The following is a 22,134-nucleotide window of genomic DNA, read 5'->3' on the forward strand; positions in this document are numbered from 1 at the left end:
CAACCCCTCCCTTAAAAGGGAGGGGCTGTTTGATTCAAAGGCCTGCCTAATGACCAACGCCAAACTCACTTCCCTGATGGCTCGCGGCACCGAATTTCTCGGTTGCGAGGTTGCGATCATGTGCGGGGCGATGAGTTGGGTGTCGGAGCGGAACCTGGTCGCGGCCATCTCCAATGCTGGCGGGTTCGGCGTTATCGCTTGTGGTGCGATGACGCCTGAATTGCTGGACAAGGAGATCACGGCGACGAAGGCGCTGACGTCCAAGCCCTTCGGCGTGAACCTCATCACCATGCACCCGCAGCTGTTCGACCTGATCGAGGTGTGCGCCCGTCATGAAGTCGGCCATGTCGTGCTGGCAGGGGGCCTGCCGCCCAAGGGCAGCATCGAGGCGATCAAGGCGAAGGGTGCGAAGCTGATCTGCTTTGCCCCGGCGCTGAGCCTGGCGAAGAAGCTGGTCCGTTCCGGCGTCGATGCGCTGGTCATTGAGGGCATGGAAGCGGGCGGCCATATCGGCCCGGTGTCGACCAGCGTGCTGGCGCAGGAAATCCTGCCGGAGATGGCTTCGCAGCTTCCGGTGTTCGTTGCTGGTGGGATTGGCCGTGGCGAGCTGATCGCGGGCTATCTGGAGATGGGTGCGGCGGGCGTGCAGCTGGGCACCCGTTTCGCCTGCGCGGCGGAGAGCATTGCGCATCCGAACTTCAAGAAATCCTTCTTCCGCGCGTCCGCTCGTGATGCGATCGCGAGTGTCCAGATCGACCCGCGCCTGCCCGTCATCCCCGTGCGTGCGCTCAAGAATAATGGGACAGAAGCCTTCACCGCCAAGCAGCGGGAAGTTGCGAATTTGCTCGACAGCGGCTCCGTCGACATGGGCGAGGCGCAGTTGCAGATCGAACATTATTGGGCAGGTGCGCTGCGCCGCGCGGTGATCGATGGCGATGTCGAGGGCGGGTCGCTGATGGCGGGGCAGTCGGTCGGCATGGTCACCAAGGAAGAGCCGGTTGCGGAGATTATCGCGCAATTGATGGCCGAGGCGGCGGTTGCGCTGGAGCGGCGTAGCGCCTGAAGCGCGCCTGGTCCCGATATCGGGACGAGCCGAATCTCTTGAGGGATGAAGCGATCCGGGCGGTAATCGCCAGGAACGCGCGGCTTTGCCATGAGTTTTTGCTCAGACAATTCATCGTGGGGAAATCGGGTTGCCGCTGCGTGCTGCTTCATGTCGTGTCTGGACGATCGCTTCTGTGACGGCGTTGGCGCTGGTTGCAGGCTGTTCTACTCCCAAGGCACCGCCGACGCCTCCACCCCCCGTCGTTCGGACGATTAAGCCGCTGCCGCCGATGGGCGCAGTGGAGGATATGAGCATTCCCGAGGTTGATCCGCAGGGCAAATTTCTGACGCCCAATCGCGGGGTGACGGCCAATACCGCCCTGTGGCATGTGCGCATGGCGCTGAACGTGGCGGCCCTGTCCTGCCATGGCGTGAACGAACCGGCGCGGGTGCAATATAATCAGATATTGCGGGTGCATAAGGACGCGCTGCGGGAGGCTAATGCTGCGGTCGATCGCAACTATACCGCCGCTTATGGGAGCGGGGGCCTTCAGTCGCGCGAGTTGCTCAATACGGTCGTCTATAACTTCTTCTCGCTGCCGCCGGTTCAGCCGACCTTCTGCAAGGCGGCGATTGAGGTAGGGGCGAAGGTGCTTGCCCTGCCATCGAGCCAGTTGCTGGGCTATGCTCCGGAGGCGTTGACCGCGCTCGAACAGCCGTTCCAGGAATTTTACGAGGCCTATGCCGACTATCTGCGGCGGCTGGCCGAGTGGCAGTCGCGATTTGGCGGGACGGTGACGGTGATCGTGTCGCCCACGCCTCTGCCGCCGCCGCCCAAGCCGCCTGCGGAGATTGGGGCGGGGTTCGTCCCGCCGCCCGCGCTGCCAAGGTTGCGTGAGGAAAGCGGGCAGGCGCTGGTGCCGGGCGCGACGTCCGCGCCGCGTGTGAATGTGCCGACTTTCCCGATTACGCGCTAAGCGGAGGGGTAGGTCGCGGGGGCCTTGGCGGGCAGGGGGAACAGGCGCACGAAGCGTTCCGCCAATGCGTGGTCGCCCTGGACCTGGAGCGCGGCTGGGACGTCGTTGAAGCTGGCTCCGCCGTAGACGACGGCGGCCAAGGCGTTCTGATCGCCGTTGAACAGCACGTCTGCGTCCTGGGCTGAGCCGCGATCGATGGTGAAGTCGCCGTCCTTTAACAGCGCGCGAAATTCTTCCTCGCCGAAGCGGAAGCCGATCACGGCGTCCAGATCGCCGATGCGGCTGCGGTCGATCATCGTGCGCATCGACAGGACGACCGAGACGTTGCTCATGGGGTGGCCGGGCTGCATCGTGGGTGAGCGGCAGGCCCAGCGGCCGAGGACCTGGAAAAGGATTTCCGACTCGCGGCCCCATTGCGTCAGTTCGTAAATCTGGCTGGCGGCGGGTGGGGGCAGGCGGCGGCGGATGAGGACGCTGGCCGCCTCCAGCTCCTCAAGCCTTTGTGTCAGCACATTGGCGCTGATTCCGGGCAGGCTGGCGCGCAGATCGGTGAAGCGTTTGGGACCCAGCATCAATTCCCGCATAATGGGCATGGCCCAGCGGTCCCCGACAAGGTCCAGCGCATGGGCAACTGCACAGCCATCCTGATAGGCGCGCTTTTTCAATTGCGAGTCCTTAGTTATTTTTTCTAACTTATATGTTGCATAAGATAATCTATGGGTCCACAAAGTTCAAGGCGGTGAGTCGAGAGCGATAGCTCCTTGCCGCGAAGCTCAAGGAGATGCGTGATGCCCGATGCCCCCGCGCCCAAGATGATTTTCGTCAACCTGCCGGTGAAGGACTTGCCAGCTTCCATCGCCTTTTACGAAGCGGTCGGTGCCGTGCGGAACAATGACTTTGCCGATGACAGCGCGCAGATGGTCAGCTTTTCCGACACGATCAACGTCATGCTGCTGACGCATGAACGCTTTTCCAGCTTCACGGCGCGCCGCATTCCCAATGCGCATGAAACGGCGCAGGTGCTGCTCGCACTCAGCGAGGAAAGCCGGGCGGCGGTGGATGCCACGATGGCCAAGGCGCTGGCGGCGGGTGGGACGGAACCCAATCCGTTGCAGGATCATGGTTTCATGTACGGCCGCGATTTCGCCGATCTGGACGGCCATATCTGGGAACTGGCGTGGATGGACATGGAGGCAGCCCTGGCTGTCAACAAGCCGGTAACGGCCGCCTGATTCCGTCCTGACAGATATAAGGAGAGAGATGATGAGCTATATCGACGGTTTCGTGGTTCCCGTGCCCAAGGGCAACAGGGAGCGCTATCAGGAGCTTGCGGCCCGCGCGGCGCCGATCTTCCTGGAGCATGGCGCGCTGCGCATGGTGGAATGCTGGGGCAATGATGTGCCTGTGGGGAAGGTCAATGACTTCCGCACGTCCGTGATCGCCGAAGAGGGCGAGGATGTCGTCTTTTCCTGGATCGAATGGCCTGACAAGGCAACGCGGGATGCAGGGCAGGAGAAGGTGATGAACGATCCCCGCATGCAGGAAGATGGGGAACAGCCCTTTTCCGGCGCGCGGATGATCTATGGCGGGTTCGACGTGATGCTTGACCAAAAGGCCTGAAACTTCCTTTTAGAGGAGACGGATGATGACCGATCTCACCGGTAAATTCTTCTGGTATGAACTGATGACCAGCGACCCTGACGCAGCGATCGCCTTCTACAGCGACGTTGTAGGCTGGACGGCGCAGCCCTTTGGCGGCGAGCGGACGGACGACCCCTATAATGTCGTGTCAGGCAGCGCGGGGCCGCTAGGCGGCATCATGCGGATTCCGGCCGAAGCGAAGGATTGCGGCATGTCCCCCTGGTGGGGCGGCTATGTTGGATCGGCTGATGTCGATGCCGATGCCGAACGTTTGCGCGGCGCGGGGGCAAGCGTGAAGCGGCCGCCGGAAGATATTCCCGGCGTCGGCCGCTTTGCCGTGATCAGCGATCCAGGCGGGGCGATCTTCATGCTGCTCAAGGGATCAAGCCCCGATGGCATGGACGCCGCGCCGCCGATGGCTAACGGCCATGTCGGCTGGCACGAGCTTTACAGCGGCAGTTTCGATGCGGACCTGGCTTTTTACACGTCCCAGTTCGGCTGGGGCAAGGGTGAGGCGATGGATATGGGGCCGATGGGAAGCTATCAGCTTTTCTCCATGTCCGGCGCCACCGAATTCAACGCCATGGAGGGCGGCATGATGCGCAAGCCCGAGCAAATGCCGGTGCCGCAATGGCTGTTCTACTTCGTGGTGCCCGACATCGACGAGGGCGTTGAGAAGGTGAAGGCGGGTGGCGGCACTGTGCTCAATGGCCCTGCCGAAGTGCCGGGCGGCGCGTGGATCATCCAGGCTACCGACCCGCAAGGCGCTATGTTCGCGCTGGTCGGCATGCGTTCGACCGCAGCATAAGGAGAGGAACGATGTCCAAGATTTCACCCTGTCTGTGGTTCGACGGACAGGCCGAGGAAGCTGCGCGCTTCTATGTCTCGGTCTTTGGCGGATCGGTGGATTCGATCAGCCGCTATCCGGATGATGTCCCCAGCCCGGCGCCTTTCAAGGGAGGGGACGTGCTGCTGGTGGAGTTCACCCTGTTCGGGCAAAGCTATCAGGGCCTGAACGGCGGGCCGAAATTTCCGTTTACCGAAGCGGTGTCCTTGTCGGTGTCCTGCGAGGATCAGGCGGAACTGGACCGTTATTTCGATGTGCTGACGGCCGATGGCGGCTCCCCGGGTCCCTGTGGTTGGGTGAAAGACAAATATGGGTTGTCGTGGCAGTTGGTGCCCGAAGAGGTGATGGAAATGCACCGAAAGGGAGGTCCCGGCATTCAGCCAATGATGGCGGTGATGATGACCATGCAGAAGCTGGACCTCGCCCGAATGAAGGCGGCTTATGAAGGAGCGACGGTATGAGCAGCGCGCAACATGAGCTGTCGGTCAGCTGTCACATCGCCGCCCCGCGCGAGATCGTGTGGAAGGTGTGGACCGACCTGAAGGATCAATGGTTTTGCCCCAAGCCGTGGCGGGCCGAAGTGATCGAGGAAGATTTGCGCGCTGGTGGCCGTAGCGCCGTGCGCATGTTCGGCCCCGATGGCGAAGATACCGGGCCGTTGGAGGGCATTTTCCTTGAGGTGGTGCCCGGAGAACGGGTCGTATCGACCGATGCTTATGCGTCCGGCTGGATACCGCAGGAGCCGTTCCTGACGTCGATCTGGAGCTTTGCGCAAGAGGGTGAGGGCACGCGCTTTACCGCGACGGCGCGGCATTGGAGCGAGGAAGCGCTGAAGCGGCATGAGGAAATGGGGTTTCATCCTGGATGGGACCAGATGGCGCAGCAGTTCAAGGAATTGTGCGAGACTTCGGCGGCGACGGCTTGATGGGGTACTCCTCCCTGTCGCGAGGCGGGGAGGTGGGCTGAGGTTGCGCATTTTCCCTCCATCGCCTTTGGCGGTCCCCCTCCCCCTCTGGCGATGGGGAGGATTTTGGGGGGCGGTGCTTGCCTTTTTGACGATTTGATGGGGTTCCCTCCAGATTAACCCTGACTTCCTCTTGGAAAGGGGGGCTGCGATCTGTTAGCGCTTTACCATGCCCACGACGCCCGCCGCAGCCGCCCGCCACATCCTCACCAGTTTGCAGGAGGTGATGGCTGCGCGAACGAGCGCGCAGGCCAAGCTGAACAAGGTCGTGGACATTATCGGCCAGGCGCTGTCGAGCGAGGTTTGCTCCATCTATCTGGTGCGCGAGGGGCTGCTGGAACTGTTCGCAACGCGCGGTTTGAAGCAGGAGGCCGTCCACGTCACCCGCATGGCGATGGGCGAGGGGCTCGTAGGCCTGATCGCCACCAATGTGGAAACGCTGAACCTGGACGAAGCCGCGGCGCATCCGGACTATAGCTACCGGCCGGAAACGGGCGAAGAATTGTTCCACAGCTTTGCAGGTGTGCCGATTGTACGGCGCGAGCGCGCGATCGGCGTGTTGTGCGTGCAGCATGTGGAACCGCGCCGTTATGAAGAAGTCGAGATTGAGGCGCTTCAGACCGTGGCCATGGTGCTGTCTGAATTGATCGCCAATGCTGAACTGGCGGACGACGGTCCGGCGGATTCGCGGGTGCAGGATACCGGCACGATCATGTTGCAGGGTTTGCAGTTGGTCATGGGCATGGCGCGGGGTCATGCGGTGTTCCACCAGCCGCGTGTTCATGTCGAACATACGGTCGCGGAGGATACTGAGGCGGAGCGCCAGCGCGTCATTTCCGCTTTCACCAAGATGCGCGAACAGATCGACCGCATGACGGGCGCTGTCGAGTTCGGGATGGAGGGCGAGCATCAGGAGGTACTCGAAACCTACAAGATGTTCGCCTATGACGAAGGCTGGATCCGGCGCATCAATGAGGCGATCGACAGCGGCCTGACCGCCGAGGCGGCGATCGAGCGCGTGCAGCAGCGCACCCGGATGCGCATGCGGCAGATCGATGACGCTCTGTTGCAGGATCGCATGCATGATCTGGAGGACATGGCCAACCGCCTGTTGCGGATCGTGTCGGGCCAGCTGGGTACGGCTGCGACCATGGGCCTCAGGCAAGATGCCATCCTGATTGCGCGTAATCTGGGTCCGGCGGAACTGCTGGAATATGATCGGCGGCGGTTGAAAGGCGTGATCCTGGAGGAAGGGTCTCTGACCGCGCATGTCACCATCGTTGCGCGCGCCATGGGCGTGCCGGTGCTGGGGCGCGTTCGTGAAATCCGGCATAAGGTGAATGAGGGCGACCTCATCCTGATGGACGTCGTGTCGAACAACCTGTTGATCCGCCCGACGGCGGACATGGACGAGGCGTTCGAGAACAAGCTGCACGTCACGCAGAAGCGCCGGGCCGAATTTGCCGCGATGCGCGATCTGCCGTCGGTGACGGCGGACGGGCAGCGTATCGAGTTGATGGTGAATGCGGGCCTGCGTGAGGATGCGCAGGCGCTGGACCTGGTCGGCGCTGACGGCATCGGGCTGTTTCGGACGGAGTTCCAGTTCCTCGTGTCGGCCACGCTGCCGCAACGGGAAAAGCAGCAGCGGCTTTACAAGGATGTGCTGGACGCGGCGGGCGACCGGCCGGTCATCTTCCGCACCGTCGATATCGGTGGTGACAAGGCGCTGCCCTACATGCAGCGCGACGAGGACGAGGAGCTGGAGGACAATCCGGCGATGGGCTGGCGCGCGCTGCGGCTGGCGCTGGACCGCGACGGGTTGATGAAGGCGCAGGCGCGGGCGTTGCTGGAAGCGTCGGCGGGCAAGGTGCTGAACATCATGTTCCCGATGGTGTCCGAGCCATGGGAGTATGAGCAGGCGCGCGCGCTGGTCGAGCATCAGCGCGAATGGCTGCTGTCCCAGCGCAAGAAGGTGCCGACGGCGGTACGCTATGGCGCGATGCTGGAGGTGCCTGCGCTGGCGGAGGTTCTGGATCTGTTGCTGCCAAAGCTCGACTTCTTGTCGATCGGCACCAATGACTTGACGCAATTTCTCTTTGCAGCCGACCGGGCGCATCCGAAGCTGGCGGAGCGTTATGACTGGCTGAGCATCGCCATCTTGCGCTTCCTCAGCCGCGTGGTGCGGACTTGCGAGGAATATCAGGTGCCGGTTGGCGTCTGTGGGGAAATGGGTGGGCGGACGCTGGAAGCGATGGCGCTGGTTGGCCTGGGCGTTCGGCGTTTGTCGATTACGCCCGCGTCGGTTGGTCCGGTCAAGGCCATGATCCGGGCTATCGATGCCGCCGAATTGCAGGCGTTGATGCGCAAGCTGCTAGACGACGGGATCGTGGATATTCGTGGCGCGCTGACGCAATGGGCGGATGAGCGGGGCATCGAACTGAATTGAACCGGAAAATGGGTCAGGCCCGACCCCGGCGGCGTTGACAATCCCTGTGCCGGAATGAGACAAGACCGGCTTATAAGATCGCGGAGCAGCATGGCAGAACAACCCGAAGTGGAAAGCGGCGCGACGGCGCCCGACGTGCAATTGGGTACTCCGGGCGCAAAGCTGCGCGCGGCGCGTGAGGCGCATGGCCTGTCGATCCAGGATGTGGCGACGCGCACGCGCATCGCGCAACGTCAGTTGGAGGCGATCGAACGGGACGACTATTCAGCGCTTCCGGGTATTCCCTATGCGGTCGGCTTTGCCCGTGCCTATGCTCGCGCGGTCGATCTGGACGAGGTGGCCATTGCCGCCGATGTGCGCCATGCCGTCCACAATTCCGAACTGGGCGCCAATCGTTACGAGGTGTTCGAACCGGCCGATCCAGCCCGTGTGCCGTCGCGCGTGCTTGCCTGGACGGCTGCGGCTATCGTGATTGTGCTGGTGGCTGGCTTCACCATCTGGCGTACGCAGATGCTGACCCCGCCGACGGGGCAGGAGATCGCCGCCGAACAGGCCAAGCCCGCCGTTGCCGCGAAACCGGCGCCGGGCGCGCGTCCCGCCGCGCCGGTGGTGCAGACGGTTGTGTTCACCGCCAACGACGATGTGTGGTTGCGCATTTATGACGAGGCTGGCGATCGGCTGAAGGATGGCCTCATGAAGAAGGGTGAGAGCTTCACCCTGCCTGCCACTGCCCGCAACCCCATGATCCTGACCGGCCGTCCGCAAGCGTTGACGGTTACGGTCGGTGGCAAGCCTATTGCGCCGCTTGGCGCACCCGATCGCACGATTTCCGATGTGCCCGTTTCGGCGGCGGCGTTGCTGGCGCGGGCTGCTCCGGCACCTGTCGCTCCGGCCGCGTCGCCTGCTCCCGTGGCTGCCCCATCGGCTGTGCAAACGCCTGCCGCGCGGCCCGTAACCGGGAGCGTGGCGCCTGCGATCCCTGCGGAGCCCGCACCAGCTACCCCACCCACGGCGGATTAAGGCGCCTCCAATCCCTGTTTGGGTCGCACGTCCTGCTTTACGGCGGCGAATATGGCCTTATGGTTAAGAGCGGGGAGCGCGGCTTTTGCGGGCCGTATCGTCGGTGAATTTAAGTTTTAGTCGGGGATCATCATGCGTTACGCCTTGTTTGCGACAACCGCCCTGCTGCTGGGGGCGCCCGCTATGATTGCGCTGGCGCCAGCAGCGGCCGCCCAGAATGTGGCATTGGATGTGCGCGTTGACCGGCTGGAAAAGGAAATGCGCGCGGTACAGCGCAAGGTCTTTCCCGCAGGCACTCCTCTGGAAGCGGAAATCAATCGCCCGGTGACGACCACCGTCCCGCCCGGCACGCCGTCATCATCGCCCGTTGCCGATCTGACGGCGCGCGTGGGGGCACTGGAATCGCAGCTCGCCTCGATGACCGGACAGGTTGAGGAAAACAGCTTCAAGATCCGTCAGCTGGAAGAGGCGTTCAACAAATATAAGGCCGAAGCGCAAAGCCGCGCGGAAGTGGTCGCTCCGCCGCCCGTGCGCCCTGCCGCTCCCGCAGATAATGCAACCCAGACGGCGCCGAAACCGGGCACCAATGGTGGCGCGACCGAGGCGCGCAAGGCGGCCGTGGCGGCGATCGAACGGCCCGCGACCGGCGATGCGGCGGCCGACGCCTATAGCTATGGCTATCGTCTGTGGGATGCCAAATTCTATCCCGAGGCGCAGGCGCAGCTGAAGGCGACGGTGGATAAATATGGCACGACTTCGGTCGCGAGCCGCGCTTCGAACCTGCTGGGCCGTGCCTATCTGGATGATGGCAAGCCTGCGTTGGCCTCGGTCGCTTTTTACGACAATTATCAGAAGCGCCCCAAAGGGGATCGCGCTGCCGATAGCCTTGCCTATCTGGGTGAGGCGCTGATCCAGCTCAAGAAGCCCGCCGACGCGTGCAAGGTCTATGCGGAGCTGGAACAGGTCTATGGCGCCACCATGTCGGCCAGCCAGCGCGGCATGATGGACAAGGGTCGCGTCAAGGCGAAGTGCAGCTAAGGCACTCGCATGGCCGCGCCGCATTCGGCTCAGCCTGACCTGGAAGCGCTGCTGACGCTATCGGTTGGTGCGCTGGTGGGGGACGATGCCTCACTGCGTTTTGGCGTGGCGGTGTCGGGCGGCCCCGACAGCATGGCTTTGCTTGCCATGGCTGCACATGCCTTCGCGGGTAGGGTGGAAGCGGCCACCGTTGATCATGGATTGAGGCCAGAGTCCGCGGAAGAAGCCGCAATTGTGGGGCAGTGGTGCCATGGCAACGGTGTCGCGCATGCCGTTCTGCATCCGGTCACGCCTCCTATCGGCAATGTCCAGCAGTGGGCGAGGACCCAACGCTATGCGGCGCTGGAGCAATGGAGGGCCGGTCGCGGGATCGACTGGATATTCACCGCGCATCATGCCGATGATCAGCTGGAAACCGTGCTGATGCGGTTAAACCGGGGCGCCGGAGTCAATGGTCTGGCCGGGATTCGCGCGCGGCAGGGGCGGGTATTGCGGCCCCTGCTTGGCGTGCGACGCGCGCAACTGTTGGACTATGCGGGTGAGCGCGGGCTTCCCTTCGTAAACGACCCTTCCAACATCGATCCGCGATTTGATCGGGCAGTGATTCGACGGCATTTGAAGGACGCCGAATGGCTCGACCCGCAAAGTGCCGTCCGCAGTGCGGCGGCGCTGGCGGAGTGTGAAGAAGCGCTGGACTGGACGGTCGAGGATATCGCGGCGGCGCATGTTCGCAGGGAAGGGGTGGCGTGGCTGCTGACCCGCACGGATTTGCCCCGTGAGCTGCTGCGGCGTTTGTTGCTGCGTATCATTGCCGAGGCGGAACCCGGCGCGGAACCGCGCGGCGACACGCTCGACCGGGCCATTGTGGTGGCAATGCGGGGCGGGCAGGCGAGCCTTGGCGGATTATTGCTGAAAGGGGGCGCCGTCTGGAGAGTCAACCTGGCGCCGCCGCGACGCTGAATCAGAATCGATCTTGGGCGCGAACGCCCACCGATGACGGCGATGATGAGTCTCGTCCGAAACGACTTCGGGCATTGAATTGATCGTTACGGAAAGGTTCCACGGATCAACGCGCCGACGCCTCGCTCCGTCGAATTGTTGCAGCGCAATGACCTTTCCTTAATAGCCTTCAGGCGTATTGGGGTCGGCACTCAGGCATGGAAAGTCATTTATGTTCGAATTTGCGGCGTTGACCTATGGTGTGCTCGCCAGTGTGATCCTTTCGGCGGCGCAACGTAACCGGAAGCTGGCTCGCCCGCATCCGCCGTTGCTGCTGTATGTCGGATATCTGCTGTGCGGTGTGTCGGCGGGCCTGGCCATGATCCTGGCCTATATCGCCCTGTCGCAGTTCGTGGGCGGATAACGTCAGCAGACCGTTGCACCCAACTTGCGATTTTGCCGGAGCATCCTATCTTGCCCGGTGAAAGAGAGTGATGATGAACGACGAGAAGGACCCGCAGGGTAACCCCTGGATCAAGAGCGCGATGATTTGGGCGGGGGTGATTGTCGCTCTGCTGCTATTCGTCTCGATGTTCGACAGCCGCTCCGCTTCGCAGGCGGGTAGCGGCATCGCCTATTCCGAATTCCGTTCGAAGGTTCAGGAAGGGCAGGTCAAGGACGTCGCGATCGCGACCGACAAGATTACCGGCACGCTGAGCAGCGGGCAGCGGTTCAACACCGTTCCCGTGAATGATCCGGGGCTGACCGGACTGCTTGACGATTATAACGTCAAATATTCCGGACAGACTGAGGAGCAGCCGAGCTTCTGGCAGATCATGCTGTATCAGTCGCTGCCGTTCCTGCTGATCCTGGGCATCGCCTTCTTCGTGCTGCGGCAGATGCAAAAGGGCGGGGGCGCTGGCGGCGCGATGGGCTTTGGCAAGTCCAAGGCAAAGCTGCTGACCGAAAAGCATGGCAAGGTGACGTTTGATGACGTTGCGGGCATCGATGAAGCGCGCGAGGAATTGCAGGAAATCGTCGAGTTCCTGAAAGACCCGACCAAGTTCGCAAGGCTGGGCGGCAAGATTCCCAAGGGCGCATTGCTGGTTGGTTCGCCGGGCACCGGTAAGACGCTGCTGGCGCGTGCGATCGCCGGTGAGGCGGGCGTGCCTTTCTTCACGATTTCAGGTTCCGATTTTGTCGAAATGTTCGTCGGCGTGGGCGCGAGCCGTGTCCGTGACATGTTTGAGCAGGCGAAGAAGAACGCGCCCTGCATCGTCTTCATCGACGAAATCGACGCGGTCGGCCGCCATCGCGGCGCGGGCCTGGGCAATGGCAATGACGAGCGCGAGCAGACTCTGAACCAGCTGCTGGTCGAGATGGACGGTTTCGAAGCCAATGAGGGCATCATCATCGTCGCGGCGACCAACCGCCCCGATGTGCTGGACCCCGCGCTGCTGCGTCCGGGCCGTTTCGACCGTCAGGTCGTGGTGCCGCGCCCCGATATCGAAGGCCGCGAGAAGATTCTGGCCGTCCACATGAAGAAGGTGCCTTTGGCGCCCGACGTTAATCCGCGCACGATTGCGCGTGGCACGCCGGGCTTCTCTGGTGCTGATCTTGCAAACCTCGTCAACGAGGCGGCATTGATGGCCGCCCGGCGGGGCAAGCGTCTGGTTGCCATGGACGAGTTTGAGGCGGCCAAGGACAAGGTCATGATGGGCAGCGAGCGCCGCTCCATGGTCATGACCGAGGACGAGAAAAAGATGACCGCCTATCATGAGGCGGGCCATGCCATCGTCGCGGTTCATGAACCGGCGTCTGACCCGATCCATAAAGCGACGATCATCCCGCGCGGCCGTGCGCTGGGCATGGTGATGCGTTTGCCGGAGCGGGACAGCTACAGCTATCACCGTGACAAGATGCACGCGAACATGGCCGTTGCCATGGGTGGCCGCGTCGCCGAGGAGATCATCTTCGGCTATGACAAGGTGTCGTCGGGTGCTTCGGGTGACATCCAATATGCTACAAAGCTCGCGCGCGACATGGTCACTCAGTGGGGCATGTCGGACAAGCTGGGGCCGCTGCAATATGAGGAGCAGCAGGGCGAGACCTTCCTCGGTTACTCGCAGAGCCAGCGCGTCCATATGTCGGACGAGACGGCGAAGCTGATCGACAAGGAAATTCGTGGACTGGTCGAGCAGGGCTATACGCGGGCGCAGGAAGTGCTGAAGGGTCATGAGGACCAGCTGCACCTGCTGGCCAACGCCATGCTGGAATATGAGACGCTGTCGGGTGAAGAGATCAAGACGCTGCTCGACAAGGGTGAGATTACCCGCGACGACGGCACCACGATCAAGCCATCGGTCATCCCAGCGGCGGGTTCGTCCATCCCCAAGACGCGCAAGCGCAAGGGGCCGTTTGGTGATCCTTCGCCTGCCGGGATCTGATTTGCGGTCTGTGGTTTGAAAGGGGCGCTGCCGCCGGGCGGCGCCCTTTTTATTTGCTGCTTCCCAACCATGGTGAGATAGGGATCGTCATGGCAAAAGCTGACCGACTGGATCGCCTGGACACCCGCCGCCTGGAACTGGAGGCGGAATATACCGAGAAGCTCGTCGACGCATTGCGCGTCACTGCTTCGGGGAAATGGGGCCTGTTCGGGCATAAGGAGGACCGAGCAAGCCGCGCCGCGATCGCCCCGGTCATCGAACAGTTGGCGGAAATCGGGGAAGCCATCGACAAGGCGCGGGAGCAACTGTTGATGCTCCCGTTTGAACTGCAACAGGAGTTTCTTGCATCGCGCGGCCCGGTCAGTTCACAGGCGGTCGGGGAGCCGAAGCAGGCGCAGGCATGGCTGGATCGGCTTGTGGGTGCCGCCGCCAAATCCTGAAAAGGGCCTGTCCCTCGGAGGTGTGACGCACCCAGCAACAAAATGCGCCTAAGGTCTGGCCGTTTCGCTGGTTAATGGTTACATGGGCCGCCACGAATCCCCAGCGATGCCCGCCAGATCGCGCAAATAGAAAGTGGCTTTCAAATGGATATCCGCCTCGGCCTCACCTTTGACGACGTGCTGTTGCAGCCCGGAGAGTCCGATGTGCTGCCCAGCCAGGCGGACACCAGCACCTATGTGACCAAGCAGATCAGGCTGAACATCCCGATCCTGTCATCCGCCATGGACACGGTGACGGAAGCCGACATGGCGATCGTCATGGCGCAGCTGGGCGGCATCGGCGTCCTGCATCGCAACCTGTCGGTTGAAGAGCAGGCGGATGCGGTGCGCGCGGTCAAGCGCTTCGAAAGCGGCATGGTGGTGAATCCCATCACGATTACGCCCAACGCTACGCTCGCAGATGCGCAGATGTTGATGGCTCGCCACAAGATCAGCGGCATTCCGGTGGTCGAGGCGTCCGGCAAGCTGGCTGGTATCCTGACCCACCGCGATACGCGCTTTGCGGAAAACCCCAATCAGCCCGTCAGCGAACTGATGACCAGGGATAATCTTGCCACGGTCAAGGCGGGCGTGGGCCAGGATGAAGCGCAGCGTCTGCTGCATCAGCGGCGGATCGAAAAGCTGCTGGTGGTCGATGATGACTATCATTGCGTTGGCCTCATCACCGTCAAGGATATCGAGAAGGCCGTCACCTATCCGCAGGCGACCAAGGACGGTTCGGGCCGCCTGCGTGTGGCGGCGGCGACGACAGTGGGCGACAAGGGGCTGGAGCGCAGCGAGGCGCTGATCGACGCCGAATGCGACCTGATCGTCATCGATACCGCGCATGGCCACAGCAAGCAGGTCGCGGTTGCGGTCGAGGCGGTGAAGCGTCTGTCCAACCATGTTCAGGTCGTGGCGGGCAATGTTGCGACCGCTGAGGCGACCAAGGCTTTGATCGACGCCGGGGCCGACTGCGTGAAGGTCGGGATCGGGCCTGGGTCCATCTGCACCACGCGCGTGGTGGCAGGCGTGGGCGTGCCGCAGCTGACCGCGGTCATGGATTCCGCCAATGAAGCGGCAAAGCATGGCGTCCCGGTGATTGCTGACGGCGGGCTTCGCACCTCGGGCGATGTGGCGAAGGCGCTGGCGGCGGGCGCGGGCTGCGTCATGGTCGGTTCGCTGCTGGCGGGCACGGCCGAAGCGCCAGGCGAAACCTTCCTTTATCAGGGCCGCGCTTACAAGAGCTATCGCGGCATGGGCAGCGTCGGCGCGATGGCGCGGGGTTCGGCCGATCGTTATTTCCAGGCGGACATCAAGGACCAGATGAAGCTGGTGCCCGAAGGCATTGAGGGGCAGGTGCCGTTCAAGGGTCCGGCCAAGGACGTCATCCACCAGCTGGTCGGCGGCGTGAAGGCTGCGATGGGCTATACCGGCAGCCGCACGATCAAGGATCTTCAGGAGCGCGCCCGCTTCGTTCAGATCACCAATGCGGGCCTGTCCGAAAGCCATGTCCATGACGTGACCATCACGCGGGAAGCGCCAAACTATCCCACCCGCTGAGGGTAGGAAGGGGTGACCCCCTCCGCGCGTGTTCAGGCCGCGATCGAGCTGCTCGATGCCATCATCGCTTCGGCGCGCGATGGTGGACCGGCTGCCGATACGCTGATCGCACGCTATTTCAAGGAACGGCGCTATGCCGGTTCGCGCGACCGGCGAGCGGTGCGCGATTATGTTTATGATGCGGTGCGCCGGGCTGCGGAACGGCCGGAAAATGGCCGTACGGCGATGATTGGGCTGGCGCGGGAAAGGCCGGATATCGCGGACCTGTTCGATGGATCGCCGCATGGGCCTGCGCCTATCGTTGCTGATGAGGCGGGTGCCATCGCGGGGGCCGTGCCCGCCTGGCTCAAGTCGCAGTTTGCAGCGCCGGTCGAGCAGGAGGAGTTGCTGGGCCGGGCGCCTGTGGATTTGCGGGTGAACCGGCTGAAAGCGACGCCGGAGGATGCCGCGCCGCTATTTCCCGAAGCGGTGCCGATCGACGGCTTGCCAGACGCGCTGCGCCTGCCGGAGGGTTGGCCGGTCGAGCAGAGCGATGCGTGGAAGCAGGGGCTGGTCGAGGTGCAGGATGCGGGCAGCCAGCTCATCTCTGCGGCTTGCGGCGCTGCGCCCGGCATGACTGTCATCGACCTCTGCGCTGGGGCAGGCGGCAAGACGCTGGCGCTTGCGGCGGCGATGGCCGGACAAGGGACGCTGATCGCGGCGGACACGATCCGCTCGCGCCTCGCACGCCTCAGCCCGCGAGCCGAGCGGGCAGGGGCGACCTTCATTCAGACTTTGCTGCTGGATCAGGGGCATGAGGCGCGCGGGCTGGAGAGCCTGCAGGGGCAAGCGGACGTCGTGCTTGTCGATGCGCCCTGTTCCGGGACCGGGACCTGGCGGCGCAATCCTGAGGCTCGCTGGCGCCTGAATCCCGCGCGGCTGGAACGGCTGGTGGGCGAGCAGGCGCGCATCTTGGACTTCGCGGCGCCGCTGGTGGCGCCCGGTGGGGTGCTTGTGTACGCGACCTGCGCCCTGACCGATCAGGAAGGGGCGGGGCAGGTGCAGGCGTTTCTCGATCGCCACGAGGGATGGATGGCTGAGGCGATCCCGGTCGCGGCAGGACGGGCGCATGGGCATGGCCGTTTGCTGACGCCGGGCCATGACGCGACAGACGGTTTCTATTTCGTCCGGCTTCGGCGCGGTGCATGAAAGAGGCGATGGACAAGCCCTGCCAAAATGACGACACTCGGGCAGAATCAACGCCTGAAACATGGCTGGAGTTGTGCATGCGTTTTACCCCTGCTTCGATCGCCCTTGCCGCCCTGCTGACCACTGTGTCCAGCGCCGGTTTGACGCAGCGGCCGGATGCCCAGATTTCGCCTTTGTCGATCGAATGGCAGCAGGCGGGCGTCACCGCGCGTCGGGCGGGGCATTTCGATGCGGCGAACGATGCGCTGGAAACGGCGCTGGCGGTCGATCCGCGCAATCGCTCGGCCTATATCGAATTGGCTGAGGTGGCGCGCGCGCAGGGCCTTCAGGGCAAGGCCATCCGCCTCTATCGCGAGGCGTTGTTGCTCGACCCCAATGATGTGCATGCACTGGTCGGGCAGGGCGAGGCGATGGTCGAAAAGGGTGCGATCGCCAAGGCAAAGGAAAATCTCGCCCAGGCGCAGAGCACGTGCAAGTCCGACTGCGCGGCTGTCGGTAAACTCGCCGCCGCGATCCAGAAGGGGCCGCCTGCGACCGTGCTGAGTGCGAAAGATGCTGTCGTGGTGCCGAAGGCGGCGACGACCGAGACGCCATGAGACTGTCTTGAATGGGTTACGCAAAACATTTCCCTCGCGCAGGCGGGAGGGGTTGTTGATAGGTGCGAGCGAAGCGAGCCTGCGGGTGTGCCGCTGAAGAACAAGGCCGGGCGTTGCGCTGGCCCACCCCCTAGCCCCCTCCCGCCTGCGGGTGGGAGGATGACTGAAATCCACCCTCGCCAGTATCGACGGCGCTAATCGCGAGCATAGGTGGCGTTCCGGATAGAGGCGGACAAGCTGCCTAGCGGCAAGCGACCAAAGTCAGCCATCCAAGGCCGACCGTGCTTCGCCCGAAAGCGGACATCTGAAATCATGGCACCCCCTTTCGGGCTCGCTATTTCCTGTCCAATCCTTAGGCGGGCGTAATGCCGATCAGGCCCGTGGCCAGCGCCCGTCCAACCACTTGCGCGTATCCCTCAATATTGCCTGATCTTCAGGCGTCTGTTGGCCGAAACCGGCATGCGGCATGGCCTCGCTGACGTAGAGATCAGTCTCGACATTTGCGGCTCTTAGCGCCGCATGCATCCTGACCGTATCGGACAGCAGCCGGTCGCGCGTTCCCGTGATTAGGTGTGTCGGCGGAAAGGCCGTCGCAAGATCGCCGAAGAGCGGAGACAGATAGGGCTGACGCGGATCGTTGCCATTGAGGTAGAGTTTGGTCGATCCCACGCCATCGGGGTCGCGTAACACGGGGTCGAGACCGTAGAGCACCCGCCAGCTGTCGCCAGCATTGGTAAGGTCGGTCACCGGCGTTTGGAGTACCAGCGCACTCGGCTTTTCCAAGCCCGCATCTCGTATCTTGAGCATCAACGCAGCCGCCAGATTGCCGCCTGCCGATCCACCGGAGACCAAGATATTCTTCGCGCCAAAGTCCTTCAGCAATGCGCGATACACAGCGAAACAGTCGTTCAAACCCGCTGGAAACGGATGTTCCGGCGGCATCCTATAATCCACCGCATAGGTGACGCAGCCATACTGCATCGCCGTGATCTTCGCCAAGGCCATCGCATGCCGACCACCGAACAGCACCCAGCCCCCACCGTGAATGCTGAGATGCGCCTTCCGACGGTCAGCGTCACTCAGGCTCTTGGGCGTTGCGACATAGACGGTGGCCCCGTCCATCTGTCGCATCTCCACATCGACTCCTGGAATTTTCAGGATCATGTCAACCGGCAGGGGCGCATTGCCCTCTGCAACATAGGCGTGCCAGCCCGCTACGTCCTTCGGCGCGGGTACAGGAGCCGGAGGTGGCTGCATCGCGCCTTTGCGCAGATAGTCCTGCGCGGCCTTGCTGATGGTTGTGGGCGGCGGAAAACTGCGGGGCGCGGCGGTGCAACCGGGCGATGGGGGTTCCGAAGCGCCATGCGCGGCCCCTCCCGCCAAAGATGTAATACCGGCTGTTGTGACACCAGCCAGCAGGCTCCTGCGATCCATGCCTTTTCGACCTGTGCTCATATGAACCCTCAATATCGCGCGTTATCGTTCGATTAAAGCAAAGGACACTGTTTGCAAGTGTCGGTCTGTTCCTGCGAACGACAGATTGCACTGAGCCGCCGTTGCGGCACGATCAATGGTCTGCCGCTCACTACAAGTTCACATGTGCAGAATGAAACAATGTCCGCTATCTCCACCAAGGTCGCCGAGAGCGGACTGCCGACTGACCATCCACAGCAGACCTAAGGTCTGCGCGCTCCCATCACCCGAGCCAGTTCGACAAACTCCTCCACGCTGACCGTTTCGGCCCGTCGCTGGGAATCTATGCCTACTTGATCCAGCGCCTCCAGCGCCCCCGGTAGACCTTTGAGGCTTTGGCGCAGCATCTTGCGGCGTTGGCCGAAGGCGGCGGCGGTGAGGCGTTCGAGATGTTTTAGTTGCACGCCCTCAGGTGCTGCCTTGGGTGTGATGTGCACGACGGCGGACATGACCTTGGGCGGCGGGGTGAAGGCGCTGCGGTGAACTTTCATGGCGATGCGGGCGTCGCTGCGCCATTGGGACAGGACGGCCAACCGGCCATAATGGTCGCCACCGGGTTTCGCGACGATGCGCTCGGCGACTTCCATCTGGAACATGAGCGTCAGGGAGGACCACCAGGGCAGCGGGTTCCATTCCGCAGACAGCCAGCCGATCAGCAGGGCAGTGCCGACATTATAGGGCAGGTTGGCTATGATGTGAGCATGTTTTCCAGCTTCGGCATGCGCGTCCACCTGCATGGCGTCGCCGGATATGACGCGCAACTGGCCGGGAAAGGCGTCCGACAATTCCGCAAGAGCGGGCAGGCAGCGGTGATCCCGCTCGACAGCGACCAGCCGCGCTCCGGCTCGCAGGATTGCGCGAGTCAGGCCGCCCGGGCCGGGTCCGACCTCAAACGCGGGCTGATCTTTCAGTGATCCGGGGATGGCGGCAATGCGATCGAGCAACTGTTCATCGAGCAGGAAATTCTGGCCGAGCGCCTTGCTCGCTTGCAGGCCGTGCGCAGCGATGACTTCACGCAACGGCGGCAGGACCGGCTGCGTATCAGCCCCCATGGCTCAACCGCGATCGCGCAGCTTCCGCCGCCATCTTGAGCGCGGCCATCATCGCGCCGGGGTTTGCGCTGTCCGTTCCGGCAATGCCGAAGGCGGTGCCATGGTCGGGCGAGGTGCGCACGATCGGCAGGCCGAGCGTGATGTTGACGCCCTCATCGAAATGCAGGGTCTTGAGCGGGATCAGCGCCTGATCATGATACATGCACAGCACCGCGTCGTAGGTTTCGCGGGCGCGGGCGTGGAACAGGCCGTCGGCGGAAAGGGGACCGACAATGTCCATGCCTTCTTCCCGCAGCGATTCGATCGCGGGGCTGATGATATCGATTTCTTCCCGGCCCAGCGCGCCGCCCTCACCCGCATGGGGGTTAAGGCCGGCGACAACGATGCGCGGGCGCGGGATGCCGAAATTGCGTTGTAGTCCTTTGACCGTGGTCGCGGTGCGGGCGCGGATCAGGTCTATGGTCAGGACCGAGGCAACCTCCGCCAGCGGGATATGGATGGTGACCGGCACAACCTTCAATGAAGGACCGGCGAGCATCATCACCGCATTGTGGGGGGCTACGCCGCAACGTTCGGCCACGAATTCGGTCTGGCCGGGATGGGTAAAGCCGACGCCGTAAAGCTGTTCCTTGCCGACAGGGGCGGTGACGATCCCGGCGGCCGATCCGGTGCGGGCGAGGCCCACTGCCGCTTCCAGTGCCTGAAACGCAGTGCGCGCGCCGTCTATGCTGGGGGAGCCCGGCACGATTTCACCGGCCTCGGCAACCTGGAGGCAGGGAAGCGCGGTGTCGAACAGCGCCGCCGCCTCTTGTGGCGTGGCGATGGGCGCGACAGGGCCGGACCAGACCCGGCGCAAGGATGCCGCATCACCTACGGCGAAAAAGGTGGGCAATCCGCGTGCTTCGCGCATCACCCAGCTTTTCGCTACGATTTCCGGCCCGATCCCCGCCGGGTCGCCCAGCGGGACGGCAAAAGGTGCCAGCTCCGGTCGAGCCGAGGCTGGATCAGTTATAGTCGATGATGGCATCGCGGCGAAGGTCACGCAGATAGATGCGGGCGCGCTTGTTGACCCGTTCTTCCTCCAGCTGAGCCATGATCTGTTCGGGGTTCGGCGCGGCGGCGCTGCTGGCTTCATCGCGGCCGCAAACGACGAGAACGCGCACGCCGTCATTGACCGAGCCAAAGGGAGGGGTCGCTTCACCAACTTGCAGGCCGAGGAGGATGTCCTGCAACTGCGGCGGCAGGTCGCGCACCTTCACATTGTCATTGTCCACGACATCGGCGCCGATCTTGCCACCCAGTTCATTCGCCTGGCCGCATCCCTTGATCGTCTTGATCTGCGTGGCGAAGCTGGCCGCCTTGGCACTCGCCTGCTCCTTGGTCGTGCCGGGCGGGAAGCTGATCGACAATTGCTTGAGGCTGAGCAGAGAGTCACGCGGGTCGGCGGTCAGCACCTTGCGTTTGTCCATGACATAGATGACGGAGATGCCGCCCGGAACGGGGATGGGACCAGCGAGCTGCCCGATCTGCATCTCATTGGCGGCCTTGGCCAGTTCATCGGGCAACTGCGCCGGGCGAACCCAGCCGAGGTCGCCGCCGACAGCAGCCGTCGAAGCTTCGGAAAACTGCCGGGCGTAGGCGGCGAAGCTGCCGCCCTGCTTGATCTGTTCGATGATGTTGCGGGCGTTCGAGACGATCTGCGCCTCATTTTCGGGCGTTGCCGACAGGTAGATCTCACCGATGCGATATTCGTCGCTGCCCTTGGCCGCGTTCATGCGATCGACGACCGACTTCACTTCATCGGCGGAAACGTTCACGAAGGGCTGGATGTTGCGGCGGAGCAGGCGGCTCCACGCCAGCTCGCCTTCGATCTGGCGCCTGATGCTGGCGGGTGCGCTACCCTGAGCGCGCAGATATTGGTCGAACTGGGCGGGCGACTGCTTGAAGTTCGCCGCGACACGTTCATAGCTCTGGTCGATTTCCGACTTGTCGATCTTGATGTCGTGGGCGGCGGCTTCCTGAATCTGAAGCGTCTCGTCGATGAGGTTGCGCAGCACCTGCACGCGCAGACGCTCCCGTTCCTCTGCCGACACCTTGCCGCCATTTGCCGCGAGGATGAGCGCCAAACGCTGATCCACGTCGGTGCCGGTGATGATGCGGCCGTTGACGATGGCCGTGGCCTTGCGGACATTGGGATCGCTTTTGCCAAACACGGTCACGTCCTTGGGCAGGTTCAACTGCTGCGAGGCGACCCCTTCATCGTCATTGACGGTCTGGGCGGCGACAGGGCTACCGATCGATCCCAACAGGATAGAGGACAGGAGCAGGGCGCGCGCGCTGGTCCGAAGCGATTGTCCAAGGCGGGAAGGCGGGGAAACGACAGGCTGCATCGTCGACAAAACTCTCCATTACGGTCCAGC

At 63.1% G+C, this 22,134-nt stretch carries 22 protein-coding genes; 17 read left to right on the forward strand and 5 right to left on the reverse strand.

The annotated features are described in order from the left end of the window. Nucleotides 1-49: 49 nt before the first annotated feature. The gene (locus AC6JBC_RS04830; RefSeq protein ID WP_498025688.1) at nt 50-1,063 is read left to right on the forward strand and encodes an NAD(P)H-dependent flavin oxidoreductase; all 1,014 of its coding nucleotides are present in this window, start codon (nt 50-52) and stop codon (nt 1,061-1,063) included. Between the two features lie 289 nt (nt 1,064-1,352). Beyond that, the gene (locus AC6JBC_RS04835; protein WP_498025689.1) at nt 1,353-2,021 is read left to right on the forward strand and encodes a hypothetical protein; all 669 of its coding nucleotides are present in this window, start codon (nt 1,353-1,355) and stop codon (nt 2,019-2,021) included. Here the strand turns inward: AC6JBC_RS04835 and AC6JBC_RS04840 are convergent. Beyond that, nucleotides 2,018-2,686 carry a winged helix-turn-helix transcriptional regulator gene (locus AC6JBC_RS04840; protein WP_498025691.1) on the reverse strand — a complete coding sequence of 223 codons (669 nt, stop codon included), beginning with the start codon at nt 2,684-2,686 and terminating at the stop codon, nt 2,018-2,020. The genes AC6JBC_RS04835 and AC6JBC_RS04840 overlap by 4 nt on opposite strands. 123 nt (nt 2,687-2,809) lie before the next feature. Here AC6JBC_RS04840 and AC6JBC_RS04845 point away from each other — a divergent pair, with 123 nt between their 5' ends. The 15 genes from AC6JBC_RS04845 (at nt 2,810) to AC6JBC_RS04915 (ending at nt 17,189) form a co-directional block, all read left to right on the forward strand. Further along, on the forward strand, nt 2,810-3,253 hold the full coding sequence (locus AC6JBC_RS04845; RefSeq protein ID WP_498025692.1) for a VOC family protein: 444 nt from the start codon (nt 2,810-2,812) through the stop codon (nt 3,251-3,253). A gap of 31 nt (nt 3,254-3,284) precedes the next feature. Then, entirely contained in the window at nt 3,285-3,641 is a 357-nt protein-coding gene (locus AC6JBC_RS04850) for a DUF1428 domain-containing protein (protein WP_498025694.1), read from the forward strand. A 25-nt stretch (nt 3,642-3,666) separates the two neighbouring features. After that, entirely contained in the window at nt 3,667-4,470 is an 804-nt protein-coding gene (locus AC6JBC_RS04855; RefSeq protein WP_498025696.1) for a VOC family protein, read from the forward strand. 11 nt (nt 4,471-4,481) lie between these two features. After that, on the forward strand, nt 4,482-4,970 hold the full coding sequence (locus AC6JBC_RS04860) for a VOC family protein (RefSeq protein WP_464801407.1): 489 nt from the start codon (nt 4,482-4,484) through the stop codon (nt 4,968-4,970). Then, complete coding sequence (locus AC6JBC_RS04865; protein WP_498025697.1) at nt 4,967-5,434, forward strand: SRPBCC family protein; 468 nt, start codon at nt 4,967-4,969, stop codon at nt 5,432-5,434. Before AC6JBC_RS04860 ends, AC6JBC_RS04865 begins: the two co-directional genes overlap by 4 nt. 208 nt (nt 5,435-5,642) lie before the next feature. Then, nucleotides 5,643-7,919, forward strand: coding sequence for a phosphoenolpyruvate--protein phosphotransferase (gene ptsP, locus AC6JBC_RS04870; RefSeq protein WP_464787071.1), 2,277 nt, complete (start codon nt 5,643-5,645; stop codon nt 7,917-7,919). Between the two features lie 90 nt (nt 7,920-8,009). Continuing rightward, nucleotides 8,010-8,939 (forward strand): helix-turn-helix domain-containing protein, encoded by a 930-nt coding sequence (locus AC6JBC_RS04875; protein ID WP_498025700.1) that lies wholly within the window; start codon nt 8,010-8,012, stop codon nt 8,937-8,939. A gap of 132 nt (nt 8,940-9,071) precedes the next feature. Beyond that, a complete protein-coding gene (locus AC6JBC_RS04880) occupies nt 9,072-9,977 on the forward strand; it encodes a tetratricopeptide repeat protein (protein WP_498025701.1) in 906 nt (301 codons plus the stop codon). A 9-nt stretch (nt 9,978-9,986) separates the two neighbouring features. After that, nucleotides 9,987-10,937: a tRNA lysidine(34) synthetase TilS gene (gene tilS / locus AC6JBC_RS04885; RefSeq protein ID WP_498025703.1), complete on the forward strand. Its 951-nt coding sequence runs from the start codon at nt 9,987-9,989 to the stop codon at nt 10,935-10,937. A 211-nt stretch (nt 10,938-11,148) separates the two neighbouring features. After that, complete coding sequence (locus tag AC6JBC_RS04890) at nt 11,149-11,340, forward strand: hypothetical protein (protein ID WP_196224194.1); 192 nt, start codon at nt 11,149-11,151, stop codon at nt 11,338-11,340. 73 nt (nt 11,341-11,413) lie between these two features. Next, entirely contained in the window at nt 11,414-13,363 is a 1,950-nt protein-coding gene (gene ftsH, locus AC6JBC_RS04895) for an ATP-dependent zinc metalloprotease FtsH (RefSeq protein ID WP_498026002.1), read from the forward strand. Between the two features lie 89 nt (nt 13,364-13,452). Beyond that, on the forward strand, nt 13,453-13,803 hold the full coding sequence (locus tag AC6JBC_RS04900; protein WP_498025704.1) for a hypothetical protein: 351 nt from the start codon (nt 13,453-13,455) through the stop codon (nt 13,801-13,803). A 144-nt stretch (nt 13,804-13,947) separates the two neighbouring features. Further along, nucleotides 13,948-15,405 (forward strand): IMP dehydrogenase, encoded by a 1,458-nt coding sequence (gene guaB / locus AC6JBC_RS04905; protein ID WP_498025705.1) that lies wholly within the window; start codon nt 13,948-13,950, stop codon nt 15,403-15,405. A gap of 12 nt (nt 15,406-15,417) precedes the next feature. Next, on the forward strand, nt 15,418-16,593 hold the full coding sequence (locus tag AC6JBC_RS04910) for an RsmB/NOP family class I SAM-dependent RNA methyltransferase (RefSeq protein ID WP_498025707.1): 1,176 nt from the start codon (nt 15,418-15,420) through the stop codon (nt 16,591-16,593). A 77-nt stretch (nt 16,594-16,670) separates the two neighbouring features. Beyond that, nucleotides 16,671-17,189, forward strand: coding sequence for a tetratricopeptide repeat protein (locus AC6JBC_RS04915; protein WP_498025708.1), 519 nt, complete (start codon nt 16,671-16,673; stop codon nt 17,187-17,189). 372 nt (nt 17,190-17,561) lie between these two features. On the opposite strand, the gene AC6JBC_RS04920 is transcribed toward AC6JBC_RS04915, so the two are convergent. The 4 genes from AC6JBC_RS04920 to AC6JBC_RS04935 all read right to left on the reverse strand — a co-directional run bounded on the left by AC6JBC_RS04920 (nt 17,562) and on the right by AC6JBC_RS04935 (nt 22,104). After that, on the reverse strand, nt 17,562-18,623 hold the full coding sequence (locus AC6JBC_RS04920) for an alpha/beta hydrolase (protein WP_498025710.1): 1,062 nt from the start codon (nt 18,621-18,623) through the stop codon (nt 17,562-17,564). 242 nt (nt 18,624-18,865) lie between these two features. Beyond that, complete coding sequence (rsmA, locus tag AC6JBC_RS04925) at nt 18,866-19,714, reverse strand: 16S rRNA (adenine(1518)-N(6)/adenine(1519)-N(6))-dimethyltransferase RsmA (RefSeq protein WP_498025712.1); 849 nt, start codon at nt 19,712-19,714, stop codon at nt 18,866-18,868. After that, complete coding sequence (gene pdxA, locus AC6JBC_RS04930) at nt 19,704-20,741, reverse strand: 4-hydroxythreonine-4-phosphate dehydrogenase PdxA (protein WP_498026003.1); 1,038 nt, start codon at nt 20,739-20,741, stop codon at nt 19,704-19,706. The genes rsmA and pdxA overlap by 11 nt, the downstream gene beginning before the upstream one ends. Further along, entirely contained in the window at nt 20,719-22,104 is a 1,386-nt protein-coding gene (locus tag AC6JBC_RS04935; protein ID WP_498025713.1) for a peptidylprolyl isomerase, read from the reverse strand. The genes pdxA and AC6JBC_RS04935 overlap by 23 nt, the downstream gene beginning before the upstream one ends. Nucleotides 22,105-22,134 lie beyond the last annotated feature (30 nt).

It is taken from the genome of Sphingobium sp. RC1 (assembly GCF_059738765.1).